Source organism: Bradyrhizobium zhengyangense, assembly GCF_022012435.1.
GTDB lineage: Bacteria > Pseudomonadota > Alphaproteobacteria > Rhizobiales > Xanthobacteraceae > Bradyrhizobium > Bradyrhizobium zhengyangense.
Genome location: NZ_JAKLUA010000003.1, coordinates 304,471 through 322,619, shown reverse-complemented (window position 1 = coordinate 322,619; position 18,149 = coordinate 304,471). Strand labels below are relative to the sequence as shown.

Here is an 18,149-nt window from a genome sequence, read left to right as displayed (position 1 = left end):
TTTAGCTCTTTGTTTGAGCATGATCTTTTCGGAGAATCGCTTCACACTCTTCCGGATCATGCTCTAGGCTCCCATTTGCAGGTGACCGCATTTGCGGCAGCGCGATTCACGAGGCCGAAACATGTTCGGGTCATGGTCGCGACCGATGCAAAACCTGTTAGTGTGGCCGTCATGAAGCGGGATAGCTCGGCGCTCGAAGTCCGAGGGTTAACGAAGCGTTTTGACCGCGTGGCGGTCGATAGCCTCGATCTCACCATTCATGCCGGCGAGTTCTATGCGCTGGTCGGGCCCAACGGTGCCGGCAAGACCACCACTTTGCGCATGGTCGCGGGCCTGCTCAGGCCCGATGACGGCGGCGTCTCGATCTTCGGCATCGACGCGCTCGCCAATCCCGTCGCAGCCAAGCAAGTGATGGCATGGGTCTCGGACGAGCCGATGATCTATGACAAGCTCACCCCGCTCGAATATCTCGAATTCGTCGCCGGCCTCTGGGGGATTGCGCCCGCGATCTCGAAACCGGTCGCCGAGGAGCTGGTGAGCTCGCTCGGGCTCGAGCCGCACCGGCACGAGCGCTGCGAAGGTTTCTCCAAGGGCATGCGCCAGAAGGTGGCGCTCGCCGGCGCGCTGGTGCACGATCCCCGCCTCATCATTCTCGACGAGCCGCTGACGGGACTCGACGCGGTCTCGGCCCGCCATGTGAAGGGACTGCTCGGCGAGCGCGTGCACGCCGGCTGCACCGTGATCATGACGACGCATATTCTCGAGGTCGCCGAGCGTATGGCCGACCGCATCGGCGTGATTGCCGCGGGCCGTCTCGTCGCGGAGGGCACCTTGACCGAGCTGCGCCAGCAGAACGGCCATGCGGACACGAGTCTCGAAGATCTCTTCATCGCCTTGGTGACGCTCCAGGACGCCGCATGAGCTCGGCGACCGCGCTCTCCTGGTTTGCCCGTCACGAGCTCCGCCTCGCCTGGCGCGAATGGTTCGCCATGATGACGGGGGGCCGGCGTCGGCGCGCCCGCGCCGCTGTGATTGGCCTCTTGTTCTTCGCCGCATTGCTGCATGTGCCGGCCTGGGCGGTGATCGGCCGTTTCGCCAATCTGCAATTGCCGCTCGACAAATCCTCACTGATCGTGATCTCGGCGACGATCTTTCTCGCCTGGACCCTGATGCTGTCGCAGGCGATCGAATCGGTGACACGGGTGTTTTACGCCCGCGCCGATCTCGACCTCATCATGTCGTCGCCGGCAACGCTCGCCAATCTGTTCTCGGTGCGCATCGCAGCGATCGCGCTCACCGTCACGGTGATGGCGCTACTGTTCTCGACGCCGTTCATCGACGTGCTGTTGATCGGCGGCGGCGTGCGCTGGCTTGCGGCCTTCGGCGTGGTCGTCGCGATGGGGCTGTCGGCGGCGGCGATCGCGATTGCCGTCACCATCCTGCTGTTTCGCCTGATCGGCCCGGCGCGGACGCGCTTCGTCGCCCAGATCCTGGCCGCGATCATCGGCGCCGGCTTCGTGATCGCGCTCCAGGTCGCGGCGATCATCTCCTATGGCACGCTGTCGCGCTTCACCATCCTGACCTCAGGCACCCTCGCCGCGCACGCGCCCGATATCGACAGCATCTGGTGGTGGCCGGCGCGGGCCATCATGGGTGACGTCGAGGCGCTGCTGCTGCTCCTCGCCCTCGGGCTCATGTTGCTTGGATGCGTGATGGCGATCTTCTCAGGCCGCTTCGCCGACACCGCGATCGACGCCGCCGCCTACGGCACATCCAGCCGCAAGCGCGCGAAGGAACGTCCGTTCCGCGGCGGCTCGCGACAACAGGCGCTGCGACGCAAGGAGTTCGTGCTGCTCTGTCGCGATCCCTGGCTGATCTCGCAGACCCTCATGCAACTGCTGTATCTGGTGCCGCCGGCGCTGCTGCTGTGGCGCAGCTTTGGCGACAGCTCGGCGGCGCTGACGCTGATCACGCCTGTGATCGTGATGGCGGCAGGACAGCTCGCCGGCGGGCTGGCCTGGCTGACGATCTCGGGCGAGGACGCGCCTGACCTGGTCGCGACCGCGCCGCTGACGCCGACGAGCGTCATCCGCGCCAAGATCGAGGTGGTGCTGATCGCGATCGCCATGATCTTCTGCCCGTTGGTGACCGCGCTGGTCTTCGCTTCGCCATTCCAGGCGGCGATCACGGCGGCCATGATCATCGTCAGCGCCGCCTCGGCCACCGCGATCCAGCTCTGGTTCCGCGTCCAGGCCCGGCGCAGCCAGTTCCGCCGCCGCCAGACCTCGTCGCGGCTTGCGACCTTTGCCGAAGCCTTCTCCTCGATCGGCTGGGCCGCCACCGCCGCGCTGCTGCTGACGCTGCCGACCGCCGGCATCGTCAGCGGCCTGATTACCGCCGGCCTGGTCGCGATGACCTGGAAATTCAGCCCAAAGCACGAGTAAAGGCGGCAGCAACGGTGCGACACTGACGCGCTGTTGATCGCGTCCTGTTGGCGACACGCTGGATTGCACGCTAGACTTTGCCTTGAAGTCATCGGGGACGGGATCATGCGGCGATTGATTTCGGCGGCATTTGCGCTGTTGAGCGCGTGTCTCTCACCTGCCCTCGCCCAGCAGCCGCCTCAGCGCAGCGAATGCCTGGCGATGGCGAACGCCGCGCCTCGCGCGATGCCGGTCGCGTTCCGGCAGGCGGCTGCCGCGCCCGAGGTCGAGATCACCTATGCCGGCCACTCCACCTATTTCATCGATACGCCGGGCGGCGTGCGCATCGCGACCGATTACAGCGGCGCCTATCAGGTCGGCCGGCTGCCGGACGTCGTCACCATGAACCGGGCGCACAGCACGCACTATTCCCTCAATCCGGACAAGCGCATTCCCCACGTTCTGCATGGCTGGGGCGAGGACGGCAAGCCGGCTGCCATTTCGGAGCGCATCGGCGACACCTTCATCCGCAACGTCACCACCGACATCCGCCGCTATTTCGGCGACGATTCCGGCACGGACATGATCCGCGACGGCAATTCGATCTTCATCTTCGAGGTGGCGGGCCTCTGCATCGGCCATCTCGGACATCTCCACCACAAGCTCGACGACAGCCACTTTGCCCAGATCGGCCGGCTCGACATCGTCATGGTGCCGATCGATGGCACATACACCATGTCGCTCGATGGCGTCTCTGACATCACCAGGCGCTTGCGCGCCTCCGTGGTGCTGCCGATGCACCGCTTCGCCACCCCGCTCGCCGAGTTCATGCAACGCATCGGCAAGCAATTCGAGATCGACCGCCGCACCGAGCGCTCCTTGCGAATCTCGCGGGATACGCTGCCGACGACGCCGACGGTGATCATCCTCGACGGGGTCTGACGCGCAATTTTCTCCAAGCCGGCTGCCGGCCGATCGTGCTGGTCTCCTTGGCAGACAGGAGATCGACATGACCGACTTTGCGCGATTTTTGCACGCGGACGGGCCCAACCCTGAACACGCGGCGGCGCTTCAGCTCTATGGCCGGTTCGTCGGCGATTGGGACGCCGAGATTAGGGCCCAAGGCGCTGATGGAACGAAGCACACCGCGCCCGGCGAGATCCATTTCGGCTGGGTGCTGGAGGGGCGCGCCGTGCAGGATGTCTGGATCATTCCCCGTCCCGCAGGCAGCCCCGCCTTTCCGATCGCCGGCAATTGGTACGGCACGACGCTGCGGGTCTACGATCCCAGCATTTCCGCGTGGCGGATTTCCTGGGTCGATCCTGGGCGCTGTGTGTTCCGTCAGCAGATTGGCCGTCCGCGTGGCGAAGATATCGTGCAGGAGGGCACGACCGAAGCCGGCGACCTCACGCGCTGGAGTTTTACCGAGATCACCGCGGACTCCTTCCACTGGCTCGGCGAGGTCAAGAACGCGGCGGCGACCGATTGGCGGCTGGTGGTCGATGTGAGAGCGACGCGAGGCAAGGGCTGACGCCAACGCCGTTGTGCTCGCGACGGAGGGCGCGGTTGCACAAGGCGCGCTGCCGCGCAGCCAAATGAGGTGCTAGGCTCCCGCCATAAAAACATGAGGGAGCGAATGTCGATGGCTGCAAGCGGTCTGCCCGCCAACACCAGCGGGCTCTTCGTTGAACCGCGCGAGGACTGGCTCGCGCAACATCAGGAAGAGATCATCGATCCCTCCAGGCCGATCGTCGATCCGCATCATCATCTGTGGAATCGCGGCCATCGCTATCTTATCGAGGAGATGGCCGCCGACATCGCCTCCGGCCACAACGTCATCGCGACCGTCTATGTCGATTGCCGCTCGATGTACCGCGCACACGGACCCGAGGCGTTCCGGCCCGTCGGCGAGGTCGAGTTCGCCAATGGCGTCGCGGCGATGAGTGCGAGCGGCGGTTACGGCAGGGCGGCGATCTGTGCCGGCATCGTCAGCCATGTGAACCTGCTGCTCGGCGATGCGGCGAGGCCCGTGCTCGAGGCGGAGATCGCCGCCGGCAATGGCCGCTTCCGCGGCATCAGGCATTCGTCCGCCTGGGACCAGGACCCCGTCGTCGCCGGCATGTATGCGAACCGGCCGAAGGGATTGTTGCAGGATCCGACCTTCCGCAAGGGCTTTGCCTGTCTTGCACCGCTGGACCTCAGCTTCGACGCCTGGCTGTTTCATCCGCAGATCGGCGAGCTCACTGAACTCGCGCGCGCCTTCCCCGACACCAGGATCGTGCTCGACCATTGCGGCGGGCCCGCCGGGGTCGGCCGCTTTGCCGGACGGCGCGAAGCGGTGTTTCCGGAGTGGCGCGCCTCGATCCAGGAGATCTCCCGTTGCGAGAACGTGGTGGTGAAGCTTGGCGGGCTCGCGATGTGCCTGCTCGGCTACGACTTCCATCTGCGCGAGCGACCGCCGTCATCGGAGGAGCTTGCCGCGGCGTGGAAGCCTTATGTCGAGACCTGCATCGAGGCGTTCGGGCCGAAGCGTGCGATGTTCGAAAGCAATTTCCCGCCCGATAAAGGCCAGTGCAGCTATCAGGTGATTTTCAACGCCTTCAAGCGCATCGCGGCTCCCTTAAGCGATGCGGAGAAGACCGCACTGTTCTCCCAGACTGCGAAGGACTTTTACCGGCTCGAACTGCCGTCATGATGCAAAGAGGGGCCGGGATGTTGATCCCCGCCCCTCTTTCGTCGTGGCCGCTGGGAAGCGTCCTTGAATTTGATGAGGATTAGCCGGCACCCATAAGCGTCGCTGGACGACGTTCGCCGGGGGACAGGAACATGCGCTTGAGCTTGTTGACGACGCGGATCATGAAGCCGATCACGGCCGGGTTGGTCTTGCGGCAGAAGGCGATCTTCTTGACATGGCCTTCGACATGCCATTTGGCATGCGCACCGTCGCGGAAGAAGATCACATCGCCGACGCCGTAGCGCTTCGGCGGCATGCCGTCGCTTTCGAGCACGATCGATCCTTCCAGGATCATGATCGTCTCGTCGAAATCATAGTACCAGTTGAAGCGGCCTTCGGTGCAGGACCAGATGATGGTCGAGGAGGTGCCGTCCGAGCTGGTCGAGAGGATGTGCGAGCGCGACACCGGGTTGCCTTCGATGATCCAGGCTGGCTCGATCGGCCGCAGCTCCAGATCCACGTTGCAACTACCAATTTCAATCAATGCCCGCGACATCTGCTTCCCCAGGAGGTACAATATGATTAACCGGGGCTTAATCCCGGACTGTTTCGATGTTGGAACGCTAATAGCCGGCTTTTAATTCTTCCTTACGCAGGGACCGACAATCCACCGCAAGTTGCAGATGCGAACCTGTTAACGTCGCGATTCCCCTGCAAATTCGTGCACATGAACCCGTCTTTTCCGGGGTGCGACAAAGTGCGCGGAAAGATCGAAAAGGAGTCCATGATGTCCTTGACCCCGGAGGTGTTGACAGCCCAAGGCGAGGTCGTCGCCTGGCTCGGCAGCCTCGATGTCTCGTTCGCGCCGGACGAAGAGCCCTGGTTCACCATCGACGGCATCGACAGTCCCCGACAGATCGGAATTGACGCCTCAGGCGGCGCCTTGGTGCTGCTGCCGTCGCAACAAGTGCTCTACGTCTCATCGGAGGGACGCGCGGGCGTCATCGCCGAAAACTTCGAGGCGTTCATCCAGCTCGTCATTGCGCGCCCCTATTGGCTCGACATCCTCAAATTCTCTGCCGGTGGCGATCTCCGGGAGATGCGGCGCGCGGCGGATGCACTTGAGGCGACACTCGACGACGAGGACGACATCAACGAGGCGAGAGAGGAAATCCGATCGCGCCTCGACCTGCCGGAGGCGGACGATCCGGTCGGCGCGCTCTACGACGCGGTCGCGGCGTCCGACGCCATCGTGCGGGCCACGGACGGCAGCCCGTTTACGACACTGTTCAACCGCTTCAGCATCGACAACAACCCGATGCTGCGCAACGCGGCGGCTTAAGAGGCTACGACACTGGCTAGTTGTTCACTTCTCCCAACCGGGGAGAGGTGAAGAACTCCGGGGGCACGGACCTGGCTTACTTCGCCCACTCGCCCTTGCGGAACACCGGGACCTTGCTGCCGTCGGCCAGGATGCCGTCGATGTCGGTCTCGGCCGAGCCGATCATCCAGTCGATATGGATCAGGCTCTGATTGCCGCCTTGCGCGGCGATCTGCTGCGGCGTCAATTGAGCACCGTTGACGAAGCACTTCGAATAACACTGGCCGAGCGCGATGTGGGATGCCGCGTTCTCGTCGAACAACGTGTTGTAGAACAACAGGCCGCTCTGCGAGATCGGCGAGGAATGCGGCACCAGCGCCACTTCGCCGAGCCGACGTGCGCCTTCGTCGGTGTCGAGTACCTTGTTCAGCACCTCCGCGCCGCGCGAAGCCTTGGCATCGACGATCTTGCCGTCCTCGAAGCGCACCGCGATGTTGTCGATCAGCGTGCCCTGGTAGGACAGCGGCTTCGAGCTCACGACATGGCCATAGACCCGCCGACAATGCGGCGTGGTGAAGACCTCTTCTGTCGGAATGTTGGCGTTGCAGCTGATACCGTTCTTGGAGAGCGAAGCTCCGCCTTCCCATTCATGGCCGTCGGCCAGCCCGATGGTGAGGTCGGTGCCGGGACCCGAATATTGCAGCGCGCGGAAGCGCTGGCCGTTGAGCCAGTTGGTGCGCTCGCGCAGCACCGCATTGTGGCTTGCCCAGTTGGCCGGCGCATCCTCGCGATCGACACGGGACGCGGCGAAGATCGCGTCCGCAAGCTTGCCGATCGCAACCTCTTCCGGATCGTCCGGAAACACCAGCTTGGCCCACGCCGCGCTCGGATAGGCAATGATGTTCCAGTTGGTGTCGAAATTGACAATCTTCTCCAGCGCCGGCTGATAGGCGATGGAATTGGCCTTGCTCGCGCGCGCGACCTTGGAAGCGTCTTCGCCCGACAACAGCATCGGATTGTCGCCGACAATGGCGAGCCGCGCGGTGTTGTCCGAGAACGCCTTGGCCATGCCCTCGTAGAGCCAGTTGGCGGCGCGATCAAAGCTGTTGTCCTGGCCGTAGCGGTAACGCGCCAGCGTCATCTCTTCGTCGGAGAGGATCGGCGTCACGATACCGGCGCCGGCCTTGTAGGCGTGGACGGCGATTCGTCGCACCAGCGGCAGCGCGATCGCGGGCGCCGTCAGAAGAAGATCCTGTCCCGGCCGCAAGCCCAGTCCCACCTTCACCGCCACCTCGGCCAGCCGGTCGAGTTTCACGGGATCGATGGAAGTCGCGGAATTGCGTTGATCGGTCATGCCGGGCCCTCTGTCGGAATCTCTCTCGTTCAATCTAAGTCTAGCATCACGAGACACAAGTGTGCGAGCGCCTTGCGAGACCTTAAAGATACGCGGTTTCACGCATCTTGGTTTTCAACGCGTTGCCGATCTCAGCACCCGATCGACCATTTCAGGCGCAAGGCCGAGGTAATTTTTCGGTGAAGTGAGGGCCTCGATTGTGGCACGATCGATTCTGACAGAGACGCGGCTATCGGACGAAAGCGCATCCGCAAGGGTCAGGCCCTTCTCATTGGCCAGCCGGCAGGCATCGTAGACCACGTCATGCGCCTCCTGCCGTCCGATCTGCGGCGCCAGCCCCATCATGACCGCTTCGGCCACAATCAGGCCGCGACTAAGGGCGAGGTTGTCGTTCATCCTGGCCTCGTCCACGATGAGGCCGGCGAGCGCGAACTTCGCCTGGTGGAGGGCGCCTGCGGTCAGTACGAAGCTCTCGGGGATCGCGATCCATTCGGCGTGCCAGGGACCTGTGGCGCGCTCGAAATCCTGTACCATGGCATCCAGCATCAGGCCCGCCTGCTGGCGTACCGCCTTGCTTGCGGCAAGCATCAGCTCCGACGAGATCGGGTTGCGCTTCTGCGGCATGGTCGAGGAGGCGCCGCGCCCCTTGACGAAGGGCTCGTAGACCTCGGCGAACTCGGTCGAGGCCATGATCATGATGTCGAGCGCGATCTTGCCCAGCGAGCCGGTGACGAGCGCGAGGAAATTCACGGCCTCCGCAAACCCGTCGCGCGCGACATGCCATGTCGAGGCGGGAACACCGAGCTTGAGCTCGGCGCAGAGCGCCTCCTGCACCTCGAATCCCTTGTCGCCGAGCGAGGCCAGCGTGCCGGCGGCGCCGGCGAACTGGCCGACCAGGACGCGCGGCTTAAGTTGCGCAAGACGCTCGGCATGGCGGTCGAACATCGCAAGCCAGATCGCGGTCTTGTAGCCAAAGGTCACCGGCAGCGCCTGCTGGAGATGGGTGCGGCCGGCCATCGGCGTGTCGCGATGACGCTGCGAGAGGTCCGCGAGGATCCTTCGCAGCTCAGCGATATCGCGTTCGATGATCTCGAGGCCCGCGCGCAGCTGCAGCACCACGGCGGTATCCATGATGTCCTGCGTGGTGGCGCCCCAATGCACGTAACGGCCGGCCTCGCCGCATTGCTTCACCATCTGATGCACCAGGGGCAGGATGGGATAGCCGACGATGTCGGTCTCCTGACGCAACAGATCGAAGTCGAGCGCGGCGACGTTGGTCCGCGCCGCGATCTCGTCGGCGGCATCCTGCGGGATCACACCGCATCGCCCCTCCGCCTTCGCCAGCGCCACCTCGACCTCCGCATAGCGCGCGACCAGCGCAACGTCGGAAAACACGGCGCGCATCGCCGGCGTGCCGAAGGCATCGCGGAACAGCATGGAGTCGAGGACGGTGGTCGAGGCGGGAAGGGGCATGGGCGTTGCTTTGCGGCTGTTGTTGTGTGGGAGGCAGCTTACGCAGGCGGCAGTGTTCGGCAATGGACATTCACGGCTCGACACACACCAATGTCGTGTTGGCGAAAGCCAGGACGACGACGCGAGATTGTGCGCCGCCGCCTCGGCGATTTCTAACTCAGGTTGTATTCCTCCGCGCAAATGGCATAGCAGCCATCCGGTGTCGCGGTGAACCGTATTGACCTCCCGGCGGACTCACAGACTTCGAGTCGAAATCCATTTTGATTTCATCGTTGTCCGAAGTCGCTGTGAGCTCTGAGTTTTCGACGTGCAGTTTCTGTTCCGGGACCACCTTCTTGACACCGACCTGCGCGAACTGAGCCGCGAGCAGGTTCCCGTTTCCGTGGAACCGCAGGTTTTCGACCTCGTGGTCCACCTCATGGAGAATCGCGACCGGGTCGTCAGCAAGGACGAGTTGATCGACAAGATCTGGCACGGCCGCAGCGTCTCCGAATCGACCTTGACCAGCCGGATCAACGCCGCGCGCAAGGCGATCGGCGACAGCGGCGCGAACCAGTCGCTGATCCGCACCATTGCGCGAAAAGGCTTTCGCTTCGTCGGCAACGTCGAGACCAAGTCCGGAAGTGCAATGGTGGAACCGCGCGGCAGCGTCACGGCGTCGCACGCGATGCCCGCGCTACCCGACCGTCCGGCCATTGCCGTGCTGCCCTTCACCAATATGAGCGGTGACCGCGAGCAGGACTATTTCTCCGACGGCATCAGCGAAGACATTATCACCGCGCTGTCGAAACTGCGCTGGTTCTTCGTCGTCGCGCGCAATTCATCCTTCGTTTACAAGGGACGGGCCGTGCATCTCAACGAGATCGCGCGCGAGCTCGGCGTGCGCTACGTGCTCGAGGGCAGCGTGCGGCGAAGCGGTGGTCGCGTCCGCATCTCCGCCCAGCTCAACGACGTCTCGACCGGCGGTCATCTCTGGGCCGAGCGCTACGACCGCGAGCTCGCCGATATCTTTGCCGTGCAGGACGAGATCACCGACGCTATCGTCGCCGCGATCGAGCCGCAGCTTTACGCCGCGGAAAATTTTCGCGCGCAGCAAAAGCCGCCGGGCAGTCTCGATGCCTGGGACTTCGTGATGCGCGCGCTGTCGCATTACTGGCGCATCACGCGCGAGGACAATGCATCGGCGCAAAAGCTGCTCGAGCAGGCGATCGCGATCGATCCCGCCTACGGCAAGGCGCTGGGCCTGCTCGCGACCAGCCACATTTTTGGGGCGCATATGGGCTGGGCCGATATGGCCGGGACCGTCCCCATCGCGGAAGCCGCAGCGCTTGCCGCAGTGGAGGCTGATCGCGACGATGCCTGGGCCCATCACGGCCTCGCTTATACCTATCTGTTCCGCCGCCGTTTCGACGACGCGCTGGCGGCGTTCGAGCTGACGCTGATGCTCAATCCGAATTTCGCGATGGCGCACGCCTTCTACGGCGTTACACTGTGTTATGCTGGACGATGGCAGGACGGCGATGCCGCGGCGCGCCGCGCGCTGCAACTCAGCCCGCGCGATCCGCTCGCGGCAATCTATTGCGGTGTTGCGGGCTATGCGCAGTTCATCGGCCGCAACTACGAGGACGCCATGCAGATGGCGCGGGAATCAATGCGGCAGCGGGCCGATTTCGTCGGCGCGCACCGCGTGCTGACGGCAGCCGCCGGCATGTCCGGCGATCCGCTACTGGCCGCCTCCGCGCTGGAAGGCTTGCGCCGCACGCAGCCCGGCATTTCGCTCGCCTGGCTCACGCGGGAGCTGCCGATGCTGCGCGAAGAGGACCGCGCGCATTATCTGGAAGGATTCCGGCGCGCGGGGATGAGGTAGTGAAGATCTCTCCCCGCTTGCGGGGAGAGATGTTGCGTGAAGCGGAGCTCTCCTACTCCTGCATCATCTCGCCGCTGCCGCCGAACTCGGCGGGAAAATCCTTCAGCTTGGGCAGGCCGTCGCGCATCGGCAGCACCGTCTCGGAATAGTTGACGTGGACGCCCGGAGCGAAGGTCAGCGTCGGGATGGTCGCCGTGAAGACGTCGATCAGATCGAGCGGCGGGTGATTGGTCATCAGATGACCGCCGCACTTCCGGCAATATTTGCGCTGGCTCAGCGGCGTTTTGGCGAAGGTCTCGACATTCTGTGCGCCCTCGGTAATGCGCACGGCTTCCGGCTTCCACAGGCTGAAGGCGTTCACCGGCCCGCCCGACCAGGAGCGGCATGAGCGGCAATGGCAATAGCCCATCGCGGCCGGCTCGCCCGTCACCTCGATGGTGACCGCGCCGCAGAAGCAGTGTCCGACATGTTTCATCTTGGTTTCTCCTGAGATGGCTTGGAATAGAAATTCTAGGGATAGAAATTCTTGGGATAGAAGTTCTCGGGTTACAAATGAAGGCCCGCCACGCATCCTCCGTTCGGCGGACGCGTGGCGGAGCATGCGACCGCTAGACTGACCGGCGCCAGGGAATAAGCATCGACACCCGTTGTTTGTACTGCCGGTAATCGTCGCCGAAAAGGTCGACGAGATCGTGCTCCTCCAGCGCGATACCGACGAAGATGTAGGCCGTGGTCACGGCCGCAAACAGCAGATGGCCAACAGTCATGGTCGGTGCCGCCCAGAAGGCGATGATGAAGCCGAGATAGATCGGATGACGAACGAATTTGTAGAGCAGCGGCGTCTTAAACCGCGGCGGCTCGGCCTGCTTGCCGACAAGATGGTTCGTCACCTGATGCAATCCGAACAGTTCGAAATGATTGATGATGAAGGTCGAGGTGAACACAAGGATCCAGCCCGCGAACGACAGCGTGACCAGCGTCACGGCAAGATCGGCACTGGCGACGTCCCATACGATCGACGGCAACGGCCGCCACTGCCAGAACAGGAGGAGCAATGACAGGCTCGCGAACAGCACGTAGGTCGAGCGCTCGACCGGCTTGGGGACGAATTGCGTCCACCACGCCTTGAAGCGCTGGCGCGCCATCACGCTATGTTGAACGGCGAACAGCGCCATCAGCAGCAGATTGATGATCACGGCCTCAGCGGCCGGCGTGTCGGCTCCGGTATCGATGGTCTTCGGTACCACGAGCCCCATTACAAAGCCGATCGCGTAGACAATCGTAACGAAAAAAACGAGATACGCCGCAATTCCGTAAAGAAAGGCGATGAACTTGAAAATACGTGAGCCCGCAACCTCCGGGCCGATGGAATGAATCTGATGATCGAGTTGGGTCATAGAAAGCTCCGTTGTGCCGAGGCATCGGCACTGTTTGGTCTCCGCACCATGCCGGAGCGGACGAACGAAGACTTTCGCGGACGGTTGATTTTCGCCTGAGACGACTTTGATTTTTACTTGAGACGACAAAAACGTGCGATTCCTCTTTGAAAACAACGTGCTCGACGGCGACCTGCGCGAACTGACCTGCGCCGGGACCACCGTGGCGCTGCAGCCGCAGGTGTTCGATCTCCTGCTTTACCTCGTCGCGGAGCGCGCCCGCGTCGTCAGCAAGGACGATCTGATCAGCCAGATCTGGAGCAATCGCATCGTCTCGGATTCCGCGCTGAACAGCAGGATCAATGCCGCACGCAAGGCGCTGGGAGACGACGGCGCAACGCAGCGTCTTATCAAGACGATCCCGCGCAAAGGGTTTCGCTTCGTCGGCGACGTCCGGGAAGAGGTGGCAACCAGGCCAGCAGCGGCCGAGGCGGCGCCCAGTTCCGCGCGCGTCGCGACCGAACGGCCGGGCATCGCCGTGCTCGCCTTCGAGAACATGAGCGGCGACCCCGCCCAGGATTATTTCGGCGACGGTATCAGCGAGGACATCCTCACCGCGTTGTCGAAGCAGCGCTGGTTCATCGTGATCGCCCGCAACTCGTCCTTTACTTACAAGGGACGCGCAGTTCACATCAAACAGATCGCCGAAGAGCTCGGCGTTCGCTACATCGTCGAAGGCAGTGTACGCAAGGTCGACAACCGCGTCCGCATCACCGCCCAGCTCAACGACGCCACCACCGGAGGCCATCTCTGGGCCGAGCGCTACGACCGCGAGCTGGTCGACGTTTTTGCCGTGCAGGACGAGATCACCGAACGGATCGTCGCGGCGATCGAGCCGCAGATCCACGCCGCGGAGAGCTTTCGCACGCATCGGAAACCGCCAGCGAGCCTGGATGCCTGGGACCTCCTCATGCAGGCGCTGTCGCATTACTGGCGGATCACGCCGCAGGACCACGCCGCTGCGCAGAAACTGCTCGAGCGCGCGATCGCGATCGATCCGGATTACGGCCAGGCTTTGGCGGTGCTGGCGGCAAGCCACATGTTCGGCGTGCATCTGGGCTGGGCGGAGCTTGCCACCACCGCGCCGATCGCGGAGGACGCCGCGCTCGCCGCGATGCGCTGCGACCATGAGAATGCCTGGGCCCATGCCGCGCTCGGCAGCGTCTGCTTCTCGACCAGCCGCCTTGCGGACGCGCTCTCCGAGTTCGAACAGGCGCTCGCGCTCAATCCCAACTTCTCGCTGGCGCAGGGTTATTACGCGCTCGCGCTTTCCTATGCCGGGCGCCCCTCCGACTCGTTCGAGGCGGCGAAGAAGGCGATCAGGCTCTCACCGCGCGATCCGTCGCTGGCGATCTATTACGGCATCGCCGGCTATGCACGCTTCACCGAGCGGCACTATGACGAGGCCATTGCACTGGCGCGCGAGGCGATCCGCCACCGCGGCGATCTCACTGGCGCCTATCGCGTGCTCGCCGTCTCCGCCGGCATGACCGGCGACAGCGTGCTGGCGGTCATGGCGCTGGGCGAGCTCCGCCGGACCCAGCCCAATATCTCACTGGACTGGATCGCGACGCAGCTGCCCTGGGCGAACGATGCGGATCGCGAGCATTATCTGGAAGGATTTCGGCGCGCGGGACTGCGATAATCGGCGCAGCTACTTCGCCTTCGCCTTCGCCTGCACCGGCCTCGGCGGCGGCACCTGCGCCCATTCCTTGTCGGCCCGTGGGCCGTTGAGATCGCCGGCGAGGCCGACGAGCTGACCGGGTTGGACGTCGAGGGTCTGCTGCCAGGTCTGGGTCTGGCAGAGCAGCTTGATCAGGCATCCCTTCAGCATCAGGCGGTCGGCGGATTCGCGCCACAGCGAGACCGAATAGGACTTGCCGTCCTCGGCGTTGTAGATGTCGCCGGCGAAGCGTCCATCGGACGTCGCCTGCAGGCCCATGATCAGTTGATGGCCGAGCAACAGGCGAGCGCGCTTATCGGCATCGGGATTTTCCTTGTCGCGATACGGCTGACCGCGTTTGTCGGCCGGCTCCTTCATCCAGACGATGAAGCCGCAGATCCGGTCGCGCGAGGGACCGCAACGCTCCAGCCTGACGCGGGCGCGGCCGTCCTCGACCAGCCAGGTGCCGCTGGGGTCAGTAGGCGTGGCGGCGACGGCGCGACCGCCAAGGATCATCATCGCGATGGTGATCGCGATACGCAGCACGAAGCGAAGCAGGAAATTCATCAGCGGCGACTTTCGTTGAGAAGATTGCGGCGTCAGTTCAGTTGCGCCATCAGCGCATCGGCGCCCTTGTCGATGCCGGTGTTGGCCGCGGCAAGCGCGCCGACGCTGGCCTTGATGTCGTAGGCGCCGGGGTATTGCTTGGTGACGTAAGCCAAGAGCAGGCGCGCGGTCGAAGCATCGAAGATCTCGACGCCGTAGATCACCGAGCCGGTCAACATGCCCTCGCCGTCGCGCGCGGCCTGCACGCCGTTGTAGACCGCACCGGCCATGTCGAAGCGCGAGAGCGTGCCGAGCACCGGCGTGTTGGCGACCGCGCCGGTCAGCGTGAGCCTGATCCGCAGCGTCTCCGGTCCGCGCTCGCGCACCAGCGCGAAGCGGCTGCGCAGCCGCTGGGCGAAGCTGCCCTGCATGGTAGCCGCGAGTGTCGCCTTGTCCTTTTCGGACATGTCGCCGAACTGGTGATCCCTGCCGCGATAGACGACGACGGGTTCGAGGATCACTTTGTTATAGGCACGCCAATCGACTGACGTGGAATAGCGGTAGGGCACGCGGCCCGAAGCATCCGACTTGTCGGGAGCCATGTAGGCCGAGGACGCCATCTCCGAATAAGGCACGGGCGCGACCGAAGCGCAGCCGGCCACGGCGGCGCCAAGCATCAGCGTTCCCAGACCGCGCAGGGCGATCGAGCGATCCATTCCAGAAACTCCTCTTGCGTCTTTTCGAGGGGCAAGGGCGACCGCAGCCGCGTGCGGGACCAGACGCGGCTGCGGGGCTCACCTTTGTCGGCTCAAGGCATCGTCCGGGGCCGTGTCAGACGCCTTGGGCCGCCTCAGTGTTTCGATTTATAAAACCGACTAGTTGGTTTGTAAAGTGAGAAAGTGACGTCGCGGCGCATTGGGCCGCAGGCGCGACCTTGGGCGATGGCCGGGTGGAATTCGTTAACAGTGAATCAGACGCGCTTGCGCGGAGCTGCGGGCTTCGCCGCAGATTTAGCGGGGCGCGTTGCGGCTTGACGTTCGAGACCGCTCCACTGCTTGTCGTCAAGCAGACGCGCGAACAGGCGATCATGCTCGGCCCTGCTCAGCGGCGACATCCCGAACAGGCCGCTCAGCAGCAGGCCCCTCGCCGCGGCCCAACGCAGCAGCGCCAGATCCGGATCGGCCGCCTCGGCCTTGATGGCTGCGACCCGCTTCATCTCGCGATCACGCGGCAGAGACATCAGACCGGGGTTCTCGACCATGGCCGCGACCAGAGCAAGCGCAGCCGAATTCGGCGAGCTTGCGGCTTCGCGCACCGTCGCGAGCTGAGTGGCGAGCTCGGGATTTGCCGAAATCTTGCTCGCCTTTGCCATGTAGGCGGTCGAGAACTCCTCGAAATGCGCCATCTGCCGCTCGAGCAGCGCCTTCAGCACCGCTTCCTTCGTCCGGAATTGATGCATCACGCCGCCCTTGCTCAGCCCGCTCTCGCGCGCGATCGCGTCGAGCGTCAGCCGGCCGGGTCCGTCGCGCGCGATGATCGCGATGGCTGCTTCGAGGGCAGCATTGCGGGATCGTTCGGAGCGTGTGGCGTTGTCCATGGCCGACTTGTCTCCGTGACACGACATTGAATCAAGTGAAAACAGGACGCGCTGTACATTTTTTGTGCTGACACTGTCGAGACTTTCATCTTGCGGCGCGGAACGGGACCGTGTGAGCCTCGCGCCCGGATGGGGACTGGGATGGGTCGGCCGTCGCTTTGCGCGCGAGGACGTCGCGAAGCGTTTGCGGCCGGTCGCGCTTGAGAAAGATACGACATGTCGAAACGAGTGTTGCTTGGTCTCCTCCTGACTTGCGCCCTCACGGCCTCGGCTCTGGCGCAAGAGCCGAAGACTGGAGGCGTCATCAACGCGGTGATCCAGCCCGAGCCGCCCGGCCTGATGATGGCGATGATCCAGAACGGTCCGACCCAGATGGTGTCGGGCAACATTTTCGAAGGCCTGTTGCGCTACAGCCCCAAGCTCGAGCCGATGCCTGAGCTCGCCGAGAGCTGGAGCGTCAGCGAGGACGCCAAGACCTACACCTTCAAGCTCCGCAAGGGCGTCACCTGGCATGACGGCAAGCCCTTCACCTCGGCCGACGTGCTGTTCTCGATCGAGATGCTGAAGCAGACCCACGCGCGCGCCCGCAACAACCTTGCACAGGTCGACAAGGTCGAGGCGCCCGACGACTACACCGTCGTGTTCACGCTGAAACAGCCGTTCGGCCCGTTCCTCGGCATCTTCGAGGTCGGCTCGATGCCGATGGTGCCGAAGCATCTCTATGAAGGCACCGACTGGAAGACAAACGCTTACAACAACGCGCCCGTCGGCACCGGCCCCTTCATGTTCAAGGAATGGCAGAAGGGCTCGTACATCCGGCTGGTCAGGAACCCGAACTATTACGAGAAGGGCAAGCCCTATATCGACGAGATCTACTGGCAGATCATCCCCGACGCCGCCGCGCGCTCGGTGGCGTACGAGACCGGCAAGGTCGACGTGCTGCCCGGCGGCTCGGTCGAGAATTTCGACGTGCCGCGGCTGTCCAAGCTGAAGGACACCTGCGTCACCGGCGCGGGCTGGGAGTTCTTCTCGCCGCTCGCCTGGCTGTGGCTCAACAACCGCCAGGGCCCGCTTGCCGACAAGCGGGTGCGGCAGGCGATCATGTATGCGATCGACCGCGATTTCGCCAAGGACGTGATCTGGAACGGGCTCGGCAAGGTCGCCACCGGCCCTTCGGCCTCGACCATCAAATACTACACCGATGATGTGCCGAAATATCCTTACGACCCGGCCAAGGCCAAGGCGCTGCTGAAGGAGGCCGGCTACAAGGGTGAGAAGATCCGCCTGCTGCCGCTCGCCTATGGCGAGACATGGCAGCGTTGGGGTGAAGCGGTGAAGCAGAACCTGATGGACGTCGGCATGAACATCGAGACGATCTCGACCGACGTTGCCGGCGGCAACCAGAAGATCGGCGACTGGGATTACGATATCGCCTTCACCTATCTCTACCAGTACGGCGATCCCGCGCTGGGCGTGGGGCGCAATTACGTCTCCAGTGCCATCGCCAAGGGCCAGGTGTTCAACAACGTCGAGGGCTACTCCAACCCTGATATCGACAAGCTGTTCGCCGACGGCGCGGTCGCAACGTCCGATACCAAGCGCAAGGAGATCTACGAGAAGGCGCAAAAGGTCCTGGTCGAGGACGTGCCGGTCGCCTGGATGCTCGAGCTGCAATTCCCGACCATCATGCGCTGTAAGGTCAAGAACCTGATCACCACCGGGATCGGGGTCAATGACGGCTTCAAGGACGCATGGCTCGACAAGTGAGGGCGGTACCCACCTCTCCCCGTTGGGG

At 63.7% G+C, this 18,149-nt stretch carries 17 protein-coding genes; 9 read left to right on the top strand and 8 right to left on the bottom strand.

Translation table 11 applies throughout. The annotated features are described in order from the left end of the window. Positions 1-171: 171 nt before the first annotated feature. The 5 genes from L6637_RS13035 to L6637_RS13015 all read left to right on the top strand — a co-directional run bounded on the left by L6637_RS13035 (position 172) and on the right by L6637_RS13015 (position 5,118). A complete protein-coding gene (locus L6637_RS13035) occupies positions 172-921 on the top strand; it encodes an ABC transporter ATP-binding protein (RefSeq protein WP_237864049.1) in 750 nt (249 codons plus the stop codon). Next, positions 918-2,444, top strand: coding sequence for a permease (locus L6637_RS13030; protein ID WP_237870861.1), 1,527 nt, complete (start codon positions 918-920; stop codon positions 2,442-2,444). The genes L6637_RS13035 and L6637_RS13030 overlap by 4 nt, the downstream gene beginning before the upstream one ends. Positions 2,445-2,549: 105 nt before the next feature. Further along, positions 2,550-3,365: an MBL fold metallo-hydrolase gene (locus L6637_RS13025; RefSeq protein ID WP_237864051.1), complete on the top strand. Its 816-nt coding sequence runs from the start codon at positions 2,550-2,552 to the stop codon at positions 3,363-3,365. A gap of 67 nt (positions 3,366-3,432) precedes the next feature. Further along, positions 3,433-3,954: a hypothetical protein gene (locus L6637_RS13020; protein ID WP_237870859.1), complete on the top strand. Its 522-nt coding sequence runs from the start codon at positions 3,433-3,435 to the stop codon at positions 3,952-3,954. 111 nt (positions 3,955-4,065) lie between these two features. Then, positions 4,066-5,118 carry an amidohydrolase family protein gene (locus L6637_RS13015; protein ID WP_237870857.1) on the top strand — a complete coding sequence of 351 codons (1,053 nt, stop codon included), beginning with the start codon at positions 4,066-4,068 and terminating at the stop codon, positions 5,116-5,118. Between the two features lie 79 nt (positions 5,119-5,197). Here the strand turns inward: L6637_RS13015 and L6637_RS13010 are convergent, their stop codons facing one another. Beyond that, a complete protein-coding gene (locus tag L6637_RS13010) occupies positions 5,198-5,653 on the bottom strand; it encodes a cupin domain-containing protein (protein WP_237864054.1) in 456 nt (151 codons plus the stop codon). A gap of 231 nt (positions 5,654-5,884) precedes the next feature. Between L6637_RS13010 and L6637_RS13005 the strand changes: the two genes are divergently transcribed. After that, positions 5,885-6,439 (top strand): hypothetical protein, encoded by a 555-nt coding sequence (locus tag L6637_RS13005; protein WP_237870855.1) that lies wholly within the window; start codon positions 5,885-5,887, stop codon positions 6,437-6,439. A 76-nt stretch (positions 6,440-6,515) separates the two neighbouring features. Here the strand turns inward: L6637_RS13005 and L6637_RS13000 are convergent, their stop codons facing one another. After that, positions 6,516-7,772: an aminopeptidase gene (locus L6637_RS13000; RefSeq protein WP_237864056.1), complete on the bottom strand. Its 1,257-nt coding sequence runs from the start codon at positions 7,770-7,772 to the stop codon at positions 6,516-6,518. Between the two features lie 114 nt (positions 7,773-7,886). After that, complete coding sequence (pcaB, locus tag L6637_RS12995; RefSeq protein WP_237870853.1) at positions 7,887-9,245, bottom strand: 3-carboxy-cis,cis-muconate cycloisomerase; 1,359 nt, start codon at positions 9,243-9,245, stop codon at positions 7,887-7,889. A 307-nt stretch (positions 9,246-9,552) separates the two neighbouring features. On the opposite strand from pcaB, the gene L6637_RS12990 reads away from it, so the two are divergent. Further along, a complete protein-coding gene (locus L6637_RS12990) occupies positions 9,553-11,112 on the top strand; it encodes a winged helix-turn-helix domain-containing protein (protein WP_237870851.1) in 1,560 nt (519 codons plus the stop codon). Between the two features lie 52 nt (positions 11,113-11,164). Here L6637_RS12990 and L6637_RS12985 read toward each other — a convergent pair whose 3' ends face one another. Further along, entirely contained in the window at positions 11,165-11,587 is a 423-nt protein-coding gene (locus L6637_RS12985) for a GFA family protein (RefSeq protein ID WP_237870849.1), read from the bottom strand. A gap of 133 nt (positions 11,588-11,720) precedes the next feature. Next, entirely contained in the window at positions 11,721-12,509 is a 789-nt protein-coding gene (gene mddA / locus L6637_RS12980) for a methanethiol S-methyltransferase (protein WP_237870847.1), read from the bottom strand. Positions 12,510-12,642: 133 nt separating this feature from the next. Here mddA and L6637_RS12975 point away from each other — a divergent pair, with 133 nt between their 5' ends. Then, entirely contained in the window at positions 12,643-14,193 is a 1,551-nt protein-coding gene (locus tag L6637_RS12975) for a winged helix-turn-helix domain-containing tetratricopeptide repeat protein (RefSeq protein ID WP_237864061.1), read from the top strand. A gap of 9 nt (positions 14,194-14,202) precedes the next feature. Here L6637_RS12975 and L6637_RS12970 read toward each other — a convergent pair whose 3' ends face one another. The 3 genes from L6637_RS12970 to L6637_RS12960 all read right to left on the bottom strand — a co-directional run bounded on the left by L6637_RS12970 (position 14,203) and on the right by L6637_RS12960 (position 16,354). After that, complete coding sequence (locus L6637_RS12970; RefSeq protein ID WP_237870845.1) at positions 14,203-14,778, bottom strand: DUF2147 domain-containing protein; 576 nt, start codon at positions 14,776-14,778, stop codon at positions 14,203-14,205. Positions 14,779-14,810: 32 nt separating this feature from the next. Then, on the bottom strand, positions 14,811-15,473 hold the full coding sequence (locus L6637_RS12965; protein ID WP_237870843.1) for a DUF3313 domain-containing protein: 663 nt from the start codon (positions 15,471-15,473) through the stop codon (positions 14,811-14,813). Between the two features lie 254 nt (positions 15,474-15,727). Further along, positions 15,728-16,354 (bottom strand): TetR/AcrR family transcriptional regulator, encoded by a 627-nt coding sequence (locus L6637_RS12960; RefSeq protein ID WP_237864064.1) that lies wholly within the window; start codon positions 16,352-16,354, stop codon positions 15,728-15,730. A 216-nt stretch (positions 16,355-16,570) separates the two neighbouring features. Between L6637_RS12960 and L6637_RS12955 the strand changes: the two genes are divergently transcribed. Continuing rightward, positions 16,571-18,121, top strand: a complete 1,551-nt coding sequence (locus L6637_RS12955; RefSeq protein WP_237870841.1) for an ABC transporter substrate-binding protein — start codon at positions 16,571-16,573, stop codon at positions 18,119-18,121. The last annotated feature ends 28 nt before the right edge of the window (positions 18,122-18,149 follow it).